Origin of the sequence: Microcoleus sp. A6-C6 (genome assembly GCF_036705955.1) — a bacterium.
Taxonomy (GTDB): domain Bacteria; phylum Cyanobacteriota; class Cyanobacteriia; order Cyanobacteriales; family Microcoleaceae; genus Microcoleus.
Genome location: NZ_JAUBVR010000008.1, coordinates 36,451 through 49,037, shown reverse-complemented (window position 1 = coordinate 49,037; position 12,587 = coordinate 36,451). Strand labels below are relative to the sequence as shown.

General features: G+C 46.0%; 18 protein-coding genes and 1 pseudogene. 15 read left to right on the top strand and 4 right to left on the bottom strand.

Annotation, left to right across the window (positions count from 1 at the left end; genetic code table 11):
• Positions 1 to 36 precede the first annotated feature (36 nt).
• Positions 37 to 810 (bottom strand): glucose 1-dehydrogenase, encoded by a 774-nt coding sequence (locus tag QUB52_RS05525; protein ID WP_265238130.1) that lies wholly within the window; start codon positions 808 to 810, stop codon positions 37 to 39.
• A gap of 4 nt (positions 811 to 814) precedes the next feature.
• A complete protein-coding gene (locus tag QUB52_RS05520; RefSeq protein WP_332974896.1) occupies positions 815 to 2,095 on the bottom strand; it encodes a serine hydrolase domain-containing protein in 1,281 nt (426 codons plus the stop codon).
• Between the two features lie 407 nt (positions 2,096 to 2,502).
• On the opposite strand from QUB52_RS05520, the pseudogene QUB52_RS05515 reads away from it, so the two are divergent.
• The 7 genes and pseudogenes from QUB52_RS05515 to QUB52_RS05485 all read left to right on the top strand — a co-directional run.
• Positions 2,503 to 2,640: pseudogene (locus QUB52_RS05515) on the top strand (type II toxin-antitoxin system RelE/ParE family toxin); the annotation flags it as partial.
• A gap of 112 nt (positions 2,641 to 2,752) precedes the next feature.
• The gene (locus QUB52_RS05510) at positions 2,753 to 2,992 is read left to right on the top strand and encodes a hypothetical protein (protein ID WP_332974897.1); all 240 of its coding nucleotides are present in this window, start codon (positions 2,753 to 2,755) and stop codon (positions 2,990 to 2,992) included.
• 41 nt (positions 2,993 to 3,033) lie between these two features.
• Complete coding sequence (locus QUB52_RS05505) at positions 3,034 to 3,375, top strand: type II toxin-antitoxin system RelE/ParE family toxin (protein ID WP_332974899.1); 342 nt, start codon at positions 3,034 to 3,036, stop codon at positions 3,373 to 3,375.
• Entirely contained in the window at positions 3,350 to 3,727 is a 378-nt protein-coding gene (locus QUB52_RS05500) for a helix-turn-helix domain-containing transcriptional regulator (protein ID WP_332974900.1), read from the top strand. The genes QUB52_RS05505 and QUB52_RS05500 overlap by 26 nt, the downstream gene beginning before the upstream one ends.
• Positions 3,728 to 3,913: 186 nt before the next feature.
• Positions 3,914 to 4,261 carry a type II toxin-antitoxin system RelE/ParE family toxin gene (locus tag QUB52_RS05495; protein ID WP_332974902.1) on the top strand — a complete coding sequence of 116 codons (348 nt, stop codon included), beginning with the start codon at positions 3,914 to 3,916 and terminating at the stop codon, positions 4,259 to 4,261.
• A complete protein-coding gene (locus QUB52_RS05490) occupies positions 4,245 to 4,598 on the top strand; it encodes a helix-turn-helix domain-containing transcriptional regulator (RefSeq protein WP_332974904.1) in 354 nt (117 codons plus the stop codon). Before QUB52_RS05495 ends, QUB52_RS05490 begins: the two co-directional genes overlap by 17 nt.
• Positions 4,599 to 4,758: 160 nt before the next feature.
• Positions 4,759 to 5,385: a GUN4 domain-containing protein gene (locus QUB52_RS05485; RefSeq protein ID WP_332974905.1), complete on the top strand. Its 627-nt coding sequence runs from the start codon at positions 4,759 to 4,761 to the stop codon at positions 5,383 to 5,385.
• Between the two features lie 143 nt (positions 5,386 to 5,528).
• Here QUB52_RS05485 and QUB52_RS05480 read toward each other — a convergent pair whose 3' ends face one another.
• The gene (locus tag QUB52_RS05480; RefSeq protein WP_332974907.1) at positions 5,529 to 5,756 is read right to left on the bottom strand and encodes a type II toxin-antitoxin system HicB family antitoxin; all 228 of its coding nucleotides are present in this window, start codon (positions 5,754 to 5,756) and stop codon (positions 5,529 to 5,531) included.
• 332 nt (positions 5,757 to 6,088) lie between these two features.
• Between QUB52_RS05480 and QUB52_RS05475 the strand changes: the two genes are divergently transcribed.
• From QUB52_RS05475 to QUB52_RS05450, 6 genes are all read left to right on the top strand, one after another.
• Entirely contained in the window at positions 6,089 to 6,310 is a 222-nt protein-coding gene (locus QUB52_RS05475; protein ID WP_332974908.1) for a hypothetical protein, read from the top strand.
• Positions 6,311 to 6,530: 220 nt separating this feature from the next.
• On the top strand, positions 6,531 to 7,355 hold the full coding sequence (locus QUB52_RS05470; RefSeq protein WP_332967926.1) for a M15 family metallopeptidase: 825 nt from the start codon (positions 6,531 to 6,533) through the stop codon (positions 7,353 to 7,355).
• Positions 7,356 to 7,404: 49 nt separating this feature from the next.
• Positions 7,405 to 7,596 (top strand): hypothetical protein, encoded by a 192-nt coding sequence (locus tag QUB52_RS05465; RefSeq protein ID WP_332976124.1) that lies wholly within the window; start codon positions 7,405 to 7,407, stop codon positions 7,594 to 7,596.
• Positions 7,593 to 8,171, top strand: coding sequence for a pantetheine-phosphate adenylyltransferase (gene coaD / locus QUB52_RS05460; RefSeq protein WP_265237803.1), 579 nt, complete (start codon positions 7,593 to 7,595; stop codon positions 8,169 to 8,171). The genes QUB52_RS05465 and coaD overlap by 4 nt, the downstream gene beginning before the upstream one ends.
• Positions 8,054 to 8,740 (top strand): DivIVA domain-containing protein, encoded by a 687-nt coding sequence (locus QUB52_RS05455; RefSeq protein ID WP_265237751.1) that lies wholly within the window; start codon positions 8,054 to 8,056, stop codon positions 8,738 to 8,740. Before coaD ends, QUB52_RS05455 begins: the two co-directional genes overlap by 118 nt.
• A gap of 320 nt (positions 8,741 to 9,060) precedes the next feature.
• On the top strand, positions 9,061 to 10,113 hold the full coding sequence (locus QUB52_RS05450) for an acyltransferase (protein WP_265237753.1): 1,053 nt from the start codon (positions 9,061 to 9,063) through the stop codon (positions 10,111 to 10,113).
• Positions 10,114 to 10,127: 14 nt separating this feature from the next.
• On the opposite strand, the gene QUB52_RS05445 is transcribed toward QUB52_RS05450, so the two are convergent.
• Positions 10,128 to 10,859, bottom strand: a complete 732-nt coding sequence (locus QUB52_RS05445; protein ID WP_265237754.1) for a TIGR04283 family arsenosugar biosynthesis glycosyltransferase — start codon at positions 10,857 to 10,859, stop codon at positions 10,128 to 10,130.
• Between the two features lie 93 nt (positions 10,860 to 10,952).
• Between QUB52_RS05445 and ubiG the strand changes: the two genes are divergently transcribed.
• Positions 10,953 to 11,801: a bifunctional 2-polyprenyl-6-hydroxyphenol methylase/3-demethylubiquinol 3-O-methyltransferase UbiG gene (gene ubiG, locus QUB52_RS05440; RefSeq protein WP_265237756.1), complete on the top strand. Its 849-nt coding sequence runs from the start codon at positions 10,953 to 10,955 to the stop codon at positions 11,799 to 11,801.
• A gap of 324 nt (positions 11,802 to 12,125) precedes the next feature.
• Entirely contained in the window at positions 12,126 to 12,449 is a 324-nt protein-coding gene (locus QUB52_RS05435) for a cupin domain-containing protein (RefSeq protein WP_332967930.1), read from the top strand.
• Positions 12,450 to 12,587 lie beyond the last annotated feature (138 nt).

The window sequence follows — 12,587 nt, the reverse complement described above, 5'->3', positions numbered from 1 at the left end:
GCCGTGCAGTGTCCGAGGAGTGTGGCTTTGACAGGCTTAATCCAGCGTCTGCACGCCACCGCCATTGACGAATAGCACCTGTCCGCTGACCCACTGAGATACGGGAGCAGCAAAGTAGAGAACCGCTCCGGCGATGTCTTCAGGCTCGCCCAAGCGTTGGAGCGGAGTATGGGCCAGCATTCGCTCTTCGACCTCTGGAGTCAGAACCGAAGCCAAGGCCGCCGTTCTGACAGCTCCCGGCCCCACGGCATTGACCCGAATTTCCGGGCCGTAGTCGAAGGCCAGGTTTGCCGTCATGTGATTGATGGCGGCCTTGGAAGCAGCGTAGGCGCTGATGGCGGGGCTTTTGTTGATGGAACTCATCGAGGACATATTGACGATCGAACCGTAGCCCGCCGCCTTCATGTGCGGCGCGCAGAGTTGCGACAGTCGCCACGCGCTGAAAACATTGATTTGAAAGGGGCGCTCGAATTGCTGCTGCGAAATCTCGAACGGACTTTCTTTGCCGGCGCCGCCGCCGCCAGCGTTATTGACCAGAACGTGAATTGCTCCACACTCAGCGATGGTGCGTTCCACCAGACTAATTAAATCTTCATCACGGAGCACGTTGCACTCCATAGCCAAAGCTTTGCCGCCGCTGGCACCAATCTCATCGGCAACCTTTTGGGCGTCCGCTACTTTCAAATCGGCAATAACAACGGTGGCGCCGAAATCAGCCAGCATCCGGCAACAGGCTGCACCGATGCCGTTACCGCCGCCGGTCACGATGGCGACTTTGCCCCTCAAATCGAAAAGAGTTGTAGGCTGCATAAACTTATTTTCCTTTTATCAAATACTGGGCGACAGCTTCGTAAGCTGGTAATGAAGTCGCATCGTTAGCGCTGTTTCCAGCGATGGGATGGGAGGCGAAACGCACGATGACCATTTCGGCTGCGGGGTCAATATAGATCGTTTGTCCGTGCACACCACGCGCCGCAAAAGCGCCGTGGGCGTTTCCGGTATTCCACCACATATCCCGATAAGACCAGCCTGGTAATTCGGGATGGCCCGATTTGGCGAAAGCCGCTTTGCTGCCGCCGCCGGCGATATCTTCGATCGCGCGGGCGGGCAAAACCTGCGTACCTTTCCAGCGGCCTTGGTTGCGAATCAACTCGCCAAAGCGTGCCATGTCGCGCAAACCGGCGTTGTAGCCGCCGCCTGCGAAGGGAGTACCCAGTTCGTCCACCGAATAGTAGCCATCCTGTTCCATGCCGATTTTGCTCCACACGCGATCGGCTAGAAATTCGTCCACAGATTTGCCGCTGGCGCGGGCTACCAGCCAGCCCGCCACGTCAGCGTTAGGGGTTTTATAGCCGAAGGCTTCGCCGTGGTTGCCAGCCTTTTTCACCGTTTTTAGCGCGGCGTAGTAGCCCACGGGCCCGCTGTAATCTTTGGGTTTGGGCAAGGGGTTGCCGGCGCCGGAATACTCCCAGATTTCGGCTTTGGGGTTAGCGTATTCTTCGCTGAATTGCAGCGCAGTCGTCATGTCCAGCACTTGGCGCACGGTAGCGTCGCCAAAGGCGGAATCTTTGAGTTCGGGGATGTATTCGGCTACCCGCTTGTTTTCGTCCAGTTTGCCTTCGGCGACTAAAATTGCGCCCAGAGTGCCGGTGAGAGATTTCGTCACCGACATCGCGGCGTGTTTGTTGTCGGCCGCCAGCGCACCAAAGTATTTTTCATACACGATCGATCCCCGGTGCAAAACCAGAATGCCGTCTGTGTAGTTTTGCCACAGCGATTCTTCCCATGTCATGTCTTTAGCAGCATTCAGGGGGCGGAATGCGATCGAGTCAATTTGTGGATCGAGACGGTAAGGCAGCGGATCGGGCGCGCCTAGTCCCCGTGAAACGTTGACGGCGGGCATGAATTCGTTCATGTGCGCCACGCTCCAGCGCAGGGCGGGAAACTGGAAAAATGAGCCGTCGGCGAATTTCAACTGCTTATTTTTGGGCGGCGGGAAACCTTGCATCCAGCCCATTGCGATCGGATCGCTTTCCCGCGCGGAGAGAAATTTGCTTTCGGTTTGAGCCGAACTCTGAAAAGAAAAGACACTCATACCTAAAAAAACAAATAAACAAACAAATGCAGAAAGAGTAATTCCGTAATAAAAAAGCTTATTTTTACTTCGCATCAGTGAAACCATAAAAAATAATGAGTCAAAGCGAGGTGCATCCTGCTTTCCTCGAAAGAAACGCTGGGTCTGCAACCAAGCCGCGCGCGGCAAAGCAACTTTCAATCATAACTCACATTCTGCAATTTTTAACACACTTAAAATCTACATTCCCCGCCCTACGGTGTCACACACCAGAATTACTCAAAGATATTTGTTTTAAAACTAATAAATTATGTTTTTTTTTATATTTAGTTGATATGCAATGCAAATTTATATTTTATAGCTTTATTAGTCGATCGAGACTAAAACAAATTGTGACTATTCCCTCGTTCCCAGGCTCTTCCTGGCAGGGCTACCGGGTTTATTTTGGACAAGTTGGAGCAATAATTGTGCTTTTGCTGTGCGGTGGAGATAAAAGCACTCAAGATCGAGATATTCGCACTGCTAAGAAATATTGGGAAGAATACAGGAGCCAAGAAAATGCCTAAAAGTGTCCCTTACCATCCGTTGAAAATCAAATCTCTCAAATATCCGAATTTTTCTGTTGCTTACATCACAGAGATTTTTGAGGAAGAAGAAGGAGATTTGTAATTAGGAATAATGCGAAAAGCGCTGAGAGATGTATTTGAGGCTTTGGGTGAACCAAATATGTCTGCTGATGATGCTAAATTGCATTTGGAAAAGTTAGATGTTTTGTTGTCGGGAGAAGGGATTGCGACAATTTATGGTTTGGCTAGTTGGCTGAAGGCTTTGGGATTGAAGTTAACGGTTGCGGTTGATGCAGGGGATGAGGAAATTTCTGCTAATGTTGCCCAGGTGGCGGAAGTTGGTAAGATTTGATTTTTTATTGTGAGTGAGTGCGATCGGCTAAAATTGAAATTATGGAAGTGCAACCCAGAGAGATTAAGCGTTATATCAAACAAAATGGCACAGTTCCATTTGCCGAATGGTTTGGCTCCCTGCGAGATGTTAACGCTAAAATCAGGATTGACAAGAGGCTTGAGCGGGTTAGCAGTGGCAATTTGGGAGACTGTCGTTCAGTTGGGGAAGGAGTTTGCGAACTTAAAATCGACTATGGCCCAGGCTACCGAGTCTACTTTGGACAAGTGGGCTCTGCGATCGTGCTTCTGCTGTGCGGTGGGGATAAAAGCACTCAAGATCAAGACATTAGTAAAGCTAAGGAATATTGGAGAGATTATGAAAGACGCCAAAATGCCGGCTAGTGATAGCTATCATCCCTTTAAAATTTCCAATCTCAAAGATCCAAACTATTCTGCTGCTTACCTTTCTCTAATATTTGGAGAAGAGGAAGAAGGAGATTTGGAATTAGAAATCATGCGAAAAGCGCTGAGAGATGTCTTTGAGGCTCTGGGCGAACCAAATATGTCGGCTGATGATGCTAAGTTGCATTTGGAAAAGTTAGATGTTTTGTTGTCGTCAGAAGGAAGTGCGACAATTTATGCCTTTGCTAGTTGGCTGAAGGCTTTGGGATTGAAGTTAAAAGTTGCGGTTGATGAAGGGGATGAGGAAATTTCTGCTAATGTTGCTGAGTTGGCGGAAGTTGGTAATGTTTGATTTTGGGCGATTTTGTTTTACCGCAGCTTGTAGGCTGTAGGGTGCGTCAGTCTTCCGGTGATTACGAAAAATTAGGGTTTTCCAACTGACGCACCCTACTAATTGTGCTCAGGTGGCCAAAGTTGGTAATGTTTGATTTTGACCGATCGCCCGTATGATGATCAGTGAGTAAGTGCGATCGCGTTTATGGAAGTACAACCCAAGGAAATTCGGCGTTATATTACCCCAGACGGTAGAAATCCTTTTGCAGAGTGGCTTAGTTCCCTGCGGGATTTGAATGCAGTAGTTAAAATTGAGCAAAGGCTTGACCGAGTTCGCTTAGGCAATTTAGGAAACACGAAGTCTGTTGGGGAAGGAGTTTGCGAATTAAAAATTGACTTTGGGCCTGGGTATCGCGTGTACTTTGGACAATTTAGGTCAATAATCGTGCTAATCCTCTGCGGTGGAGATAAAAGCACTCAACAACAAGATATCCGTAAAGCTAAGGAGTATTGGAAAGAATATGAAGAACGCGAAAATGCCAACGAGCGATAGTTATCAGGACTATCTGATTGAAGCGCTCAAGGATAAGATACACGCTGCCGCTTATCTAACGGCGCATTTGGAAGACGACGATTCTCAACCAGGTTTGCTTGAACTCGCACTTAGCAATGTATTTGAGAGTTTGGGAAAACCAAATATGTCGGCTGATGATGCTAAATTGCATTTGGAAAAGTTAGATGTTTTGTTGTCGCCAGAAGGAAGTGCGACAATTTATGCTTTGGCTAGTTGGCTGAAGGCTTTGGGATTGAAGTTAACGGTTGCGGTTGATGCAGGGGATGAGGAAATTTCTGCTAATGTTGCTGAATTGGCGGAAGTTGGTAATGTTTGATTTTGGGCGATCGATCTTGCTTGTAAGCTGTTCCACATTTAAACTGCATTATTTGTGGTCTATACCCCATGCTGTAAGGGGTTCAGGCAAGAAATTTAAATGACTAACAGCTTATGTCCTCGATCTTAGTCAGGCAGCAATTGATAGAGGTATTTATTCCATGACAAACAATGACGATTTGATTTCAGCAGTAGGAGTAGATTACAGCTATCTGCGGGATTTATTAGCTGCCCAAAAGTGGCAAGAAGCTGATAATGAAACACTTTACAAGCTGAAGGAAGTTTTAGGAAGAAAACATCCAAAATACATCGAAATGGCAGACATCAAAGGCTTTTTCTGCGAAGACCTGCTTACCATAGACCAACTCTGGTTAAAGTACAGCAAAGGCCGTTTCGGTCTTAGTGTTCAGAAGCGGATTTGGGAGATTCTCTACAGAAATTGGGATATGTTGGGCGATCGCGTCGGATGGCGCGCTGATGACGGCAAATGGATGTACTGGGACGAGCTCACTTATACTTTAAAGGCCCCCCCTGGACACCTCCCAATTGGTATATGGGGTCAGTTCGGGTTTTTCTGTAAGTCTAACGATCGCTGGGTTGTTGGCGGCAACGAAAAGAATGTACCGTTTTGGTTATTACTAATAGAACGACCGTCGCGTAAAGCGGAGCTTCTCTTTCAAAGACTTGAGTATTGTAGTTTGTGCCAGAGGGGAGAGCGATCTTCAAATTCACGATCAAGGGCGTACTTCAAATTCATGGCTCTTCTGCATTTGTGGTGGAAACAGTAGTGTGAGCGTCTCGCTAACGCGGGATCTGGGGCGCGCACTACGGGAATTTTTATTTTTATGCTCGTCTAAAACTCTGGAGAGCCGAAGTTGGTAATGTTTGATTTTGGGCGATTCATTGCACTTGAAAGTAGGAAGAATCTTAATCAGACTAACTGTAACAGTTTGCCAAGCGTTTGAGGTTCTGGTAAAGCCTTCCCCTCTTCCTCAGAAGATTCGATTAAGAGTTCTAATACTTCTTGGGCATTGGTGAGAGCTTCTTCATAGGTGTCTCCATGAGTGTGACAAAAATGCCCCCACTCTGGAAGACTGGCCACGAAACAATTATCTTCTTCCGACCATTGAATTAAAATAGTGTAGCGATATTTGATCATGATTGTTCCTCTTGTTCTCGAATTTCCTCTAGCTTTTGCAGGGACAGGCTAACATCTCTTTCTTGGTAAGGCTTAGCATCAGCCCCATCATTGCCGGATAAAATAACTGGCTCGGCTAGAAGTGTATGAAACCATTTTAGTATGGCTTCCCTTACCAGAGCGATATCTAAACCCAGCTTTTAGGAGCAGGCTTTTTAATTCTCGAATTTTTTTAGGCATGAATCTCTAAATAATAGCATAATTGATTTAAGTGAATTGCATCTGCTTGGCTTGGGAGTGTTTTTTTGATATCATAGCGATCGCATCTGATTTCACTAGGTGTCTCTCATTTCATGGGAGTTTGTCTAGTTGACCGATCGCCCTTCAGTTTCCAATGCCGGGGCGATCGCCCTTTAATATCTAATTACTTAAAAGCACATACTTCCCCTTTGTCAAGAATCGAATCGGTGAACACCGTCAAAAGCTACGCCCGATCGCCCAATCTGACAATGGCTGACATCGGTGCTCTGCTAAAATTGGCACGGACGTTTGATGTGTCGATCGCAGAATTGTAAAATTTTGTCGAATAAGTAGCAAATTACACTTAAAATTAACTAGCGCCACTTGCGCCAACCAGTGCGAGATCCGCGGGCTATTTGAAAACTGGCGGATGGGACAAAGCCCAGTCAGAAAGAGATCATATATTCTCAGCGGGAATTGTGGATGTGCGATCGCGCGCAATCGGTCTACAATTTGTAACGTTGAGCCTTATTGAAGTGCAGGAGTGGAGCTGGCTTGGATAACGCTAGTCTGTCGAGAAAAACCCCGCAAGCCTCAGAGCTTGCCGCTGACGAAATTCCAGAAGCAGTGCGAGATCACCCATACATAGAAGCAGGAGCGAGCCAGTCCAAGAAAAAAGGGCTGATTTGGAAACTGCTAGGGTTGGGCGCCGTAGCCTTTGGAGTCAGCATTTGGCTGCACTTCAACTTTAACTTTTTCCCAGCAACCAGTCGGGCAGAACAAACTCAACAAAACCCAGCAGCGGCGAGCTCGCCGTCAGGGGTGGCCGCGAGTCCAGCCACCAACTCAAAACCCGCAACCCCAGACAACCTGCTGGGACACTTGCCTTACCCAGAAGCACCAGCCTCAGACTTGGTAAACGTCACTTCCGACGGTGGCATCAAACTCCGCAAAACCGCAGCAGCAAAATATCAAGAAATGGCTAACGCCGCCGCCGCATCAGGGATCTATTTCGCTCCCATATCCGGCTTTCGCTCCGTGGAAGACCAACAGCACGTATTTTTTGACGTAAAAGCCGAACGCAGGCAAAACGCCACCAAGCGAGCCGAAGTCAGCGCCCCTCCTGGATATAGCGAACACCATACAGGTTACGCGATCGACATTGGCGACGGCTCCGCCCCCGACACTAACCTCAGTCCCAGCTTTGACAGTACCCAAGCATTCAAGTGGCTAGAAGCCAACGCTCCCGCCTTCAGCTTTGAAATGTCCTTCCCCAAAAACAACCGCCAAGGCGTTAGTTATGAGCCTTGGCACTGGCGGTTTGTGGGCGACAGGCAAAGCCTCGAAACTTTCTACAAAGCTCATTCCATCAAAAAGTAGAAGATAGTTGACAGTTGACAGTTGACAGTGGGCAGTTGACAGTTGACAGTTGACAGTTGGTAGTTGGCAGTTGGCAGTTGGCAGTTGGCAGTTGGCAGTCAGAAGGAAAAAGGAAGGTTTTCCCCATCTCCCCATCTCCCCCTCTCCCCCTCTCCCCATCTCCCCCTCTCCCCATCTCCCCCTCTCCCCATCTCCCCCTCTCCCCCTCTCCCCCTCCCCCACTCTCTGGCAAAACTCGTGATTGCAATCTATCCAGGCAGCTTTGACCCCATTACCTTCGGTCACGCAGATATTATCGAGCGGGGGTCTAGATTATTCGATCGCGTAATTGTTACAGTAGTCAAAAATCCCAGCAAAACCCCTCTATTCACCGTAGAGCAACGAATCGAGCAGATCCGGCGCTCTACCCAACACTTGCCAAACGTAGAAGTAGACAGTTTTGAGGGTTTGACAGTAAACTATGCTAAGATTCGACAAGCCAAAGTGCTGCTGCGGGGACTCCGGGTATTAACAGATTTTGAAATGGAACTCCAGATGGCCCACACCAATAAAACCCTTATGGGTGAAATTGAAACAGTTTTTTTGGCAACTTCTAACGAGTACAGCTTTTTAAGTAGTAGTGTAGTTAAAGAAATTGCCAAGTTTGGTGGCTCCGTAGATCATCTTGTTCCGAAACACGTCGCCCTAGATATTTACAAATGTTACGCCAGCAGGAACCAAATCGCATCGAACCCGACACTACCGGACGCAGCACTGAGAACGAATCACCTCAGAACACAGCAGCCTTCGGAGACGACACCAGAACCGCAGGAGTAGACATCCAGCGGGAATTGAATCGGCTTGAGGAAATTGTTCTCGACAGTCCGCGAATTCCCATGACCAGACGCACTCTGGTGGATGAAGAACAGTTACTCGATCAGTTAGACTTGGTGAGGCTAAATTTGCCGATCGCCTTTCAGGAATCCGAGATGATCATTCGGCACAAGGACGAACTGCTCCAAGAAGCTCAACTCTACGCTCAAGAAGTGATAGAAGCAGCAGAACAGCGAGCGGCAGAACTTTTAAATGATATGGGCCTAATCCAGCAGGCAAAAGTAGAAGCAGATCAGTTGCGACAGCAAGTTTTGCTCGACTGCGAGGCAATTCAGCAGGCGACGCTGGCGGAAGTGGAACAAATTCGCTACCAGGCTCAAGAGGAACTGGAAGAGATGAGAGTCAGGGCGATGACTGAATGCGAGGAAATTCAAAACGGCGCCGACGATTATGCTGACCAAGTGCTCGATAATATTGAGCACAAGCTGAGCGATATGCTGCGCGTGATCCGCAACGGGCGCGATCAATTGGATAGTGTTTCGGCGTCGCACATCCATCACAACAACGGTTAGCTAACTTTTAATTAATTGCTTAAACATTTCTCCAAGTCTACCTATCTTTAGGTAGATTTTTTTTTCGCAACAGTCTTGATTCCTCAATCCCAGCACTTCGTGATCCGATTTTTAATTTGAGATTTTAGAATTGGCAATGGCTGATGAAATATGGGTAGCACTGGCCTACAGTTGCATTTTTTTTGAAAATGGTGTGACTTATTTTCCCAGAGATAACTTTTTTGAATAGAGGAGCAAATATAATATTTTCTGCTATTGTAAAAATTCATCACACAGAAAATTCCTGATTTGACCCTAATGTTTGTAATCTAATTGTTACCATGCAAAAAGCATCTAATCGGTTTGCTGAATTTGACTTGATCCGCGCTTTAGCGATCGTCAGTGTTGTCATTACTCATGCTGGGTTTTCGGCATTTCGCGATCGCAGAATCATCTTTGTCGCGATCGATACATTGCAACTATTTTGCGTACCTGCATTTTTACTGCTCAGCGGTTTTTTTCTCACCAACAAACTGGAAAATCAAAATAATCCCGCACAGGTAGTCAAAAAAAGACTGTCAAAAATTATACCTCCCTATCTGTTTTGGTCAGTAGGTTTGTACATTTTAAATAATTGGGACTCACTCCAAAAATTTGATTTACTTTCATTACTCAGAGATATCCTGACAGGCTCCGTAATGCCTCCCTATTACTTCATCGTGGTGATTGTTCAATGCTACGGTTGGTGGTGGCTCCTAGTGAAACTAAGATTTTTAGAACCCAGAAAAATTTTAGCATTGGGTTTGATAATTCAAACAATTTTTACAATAGGGTTTTACTTAGCCGCTTTCAAATACATATCAATACCTCTACCTTTGATGGAGCGCTGGATTTTTAGTTGGATTTTGCCATTTTCAACCGGTCTATATTTGGGCGCAGCCTATGACAAAATCCAACCCGTTCTCGAAGGCATAAGAATACCAATTTTAGGAGCAACTATCCTCTTTTATCTATCGAGTATTTGGGAATATTACCTGATAAGTGGAGTTAATTCAGAAGGATGGTTTCTGCGATCGTTTTTCAAACTATCTTCCCAAGGATACGCAATTTTATTCGTATTATCGATCCTCGCATTTGCTAAGAGTATCGCACTTCCCAGTAGAGTATCGGGATTAATCAAAATATTGGCGGCTTATTCATTCCCGATATATCTCCTAGATTCGACAGTCGTGAAATATGTGTTGTTAGTGTTTTATAAATTTATTGATCCCGTACATCCGCTGCTGAAGCTCGGGTTTTTAGTGACAGGTACTTTGTTCGCTTGTTTGGCGATCATTTACCTGTTGCAGAAAGTTTTGCCCAAAAAATACAGCCAGTACATTCTGGGAATTTAAACGGATTTTGTGTTTCAGCGGATGTCTTCATAAAACTGCTTGAGATATTTCGGATCAACGCCAAAACCCCACAAAAAACCGATCGCAAGATAGATACAAATTGATTTAAATTCGCCCCAATGCGCCACTCGGCGATCGCTGCTTTCCACAACCCGATTAACTAACTTAATTTTACCCCGCCGCACCAATTTTAAACATAAATCTGCCTCCTCCATAATTGGTAGTGCCACATCAAAACCTGCGCATTCCCAAAAATCAGTGCGGCGGCAAAAAATAACTTGATCCCCAAACAGCAAGCGTAATCCTTTAACAAACAAATGAGGGCGAAATAGCAGCGGCGCGTAGTAAGTTTTTAGGTAATTGTGCAGCGAAAAACCCCATCTTGTGTGCTGCGAACCAGCCATCAGGGAAATAAATCCGCCGCCGACAATTTTCGGATCGGATAATGTGTTTTGGATAACTGCTACGATGTCGTCGGGAACCAAAGTATCGGCGTGGAGGAAGCACAGAATTTCGCCTGTAGCGGTTTCCGCACCTAAATTCATTTGCACGGAACGTCCCGGCATACTGCTAAAAATAACACGGGTGGCGGCGGAAAGTGCGATCGCCACTGTTTCGTCTTGACTGCCACCGTCTACCACCAAAACCTCCCAAGCAGGAGGATTGAGAATGCTCAGTTGGCGCAAGGTGCGTTCCAGACAAGTCGCTTCGTTGAGGGTTGGGATGATAATAGAAACGCGATCCATCTGGTTGAAATTTATGGCAAAACTATTATAATAAAAAACTGTGGCGATTCACAACTGCATCTATATCTTTCATCAATCAGGATTGAAAAAATCGTGTCCAGGAAAACAGAATTAAAAAACGATCTAGAATTTTATGACGAAAATGCTGATAATTGGTGGGACGAAAATGCTAAAATCTATGCTCTTTACCATCTAAATAAACCTAGATTTGAGTTTTTCGACAGACACGCAACGAATTGGCGAGGGCTGAAAACCTTAGATGTCGGATGCGGCGGCGGTTTTTCTTGCGAGTTTATGGCCGAGAGAGGCGCGGTGGTTTCTGGAATAGATCGATCGCACAAATGTATTGTAGCAGCGCAGAATCACGCAGTTACCAGCGGTTTTGAAATTGACTACCGTCAAGGCTTTGCCGAAAATATGCCCTACGCTGACAATACCTTCGATGTTGTAATCTGCGTAGATGTTTTAGAACACGTTGCCGATTACAAACAAGTTGTGTCAGAGGTTCACAGAATTCTCAAGCCCGGAGGACTGTTCTTTTTTGATACAATCAACCGAACTTTTTCCTCGCAAATTGTGATGATTGAACTGATGGAAAATATCTTGCAGGAAATTAAGCGAGGCGTTCACGATTGGGAAAAGTTTATTACCCCGGAGGAACTTTCTGTGGTAATGCGGGATACGGGTTTTGGCAAGATTAAAATTAAAGGTTTTGATATGTTTGGAGAAATGGGCGCCATTTTATCCGAAATGCACGGTTTTTGGGGAAATTTTACAAGTGGAAAGCAGCTATTTCCTTCGCTGGCAAGTTTCCAACAAGTTTCTCAAGTGCTACTCTCTAATATCGCTAACTATATTGATTACAAAAAGTCTGGATTGTTTAAAATCCAAATTAATCAGGATACCTCGATTATGTATGTTGGCGTAGGGGCGAAGAATTAGCCGGTTGTCATTAGTGGCAGGTTGGGGGCGGATTTGGTCGATCGACAAATCCGCCTCCAACCTGCCCAAGATTTTAACAGATAAATGCAAATATTTAGCAAGTATTTTGAAAATTAAACAACCTCACATTCGGGCCCGATCGCCCAAAACTACCGCTAGGTCTGAATTTAAGGCTGTAATTTCCCCAAAGTCTCCAGTAAAGCCACCTTTTTGTAACAAATATTAATATTTAAGTCTTGACAATTTATCTAAATTGTATGGTAGCTTATTGAATATTAATTGCAATAACTACCGGAAGTTAACAGTACCTGGAGGTCAATCACCGTGACAGCAGCAATAGTTTCCGCGTCAGCCTCGCGAATCGGCAACGGACAACCGACCAGCCAAAAACTGATCAGTTTGGGTAGAAATTCCGAAATACCCGACTTGGATCACTCCACAGATGTCAGCATAGCCGTCTTAGAAGGAGTGGGAACTCTCACGGTGTGCGATCGCACAGTCACTTTAACACCGGGAGTATTTGTGTTTGTACCCGCCGGCATCCCGCGCAGTCTAAAAGTACAAACGACGCTGAATCTATTACTAATTGACTGCGAACCCGACCCCGATCTGAGTGAGTCAGCTTGGTTGATTAATTTTCAACTTTAAGCAGATGAAAAAACAGTGTCCTTGCTGCCTTGACTCTCTAATTTCTCAGGTTAGCCACAATCGCGTCTACTATTTTTGTCTGAATTGCAGACAAGAAATGCCAAATCTTGACTCAAAACAAAGAAATATCAAACACTA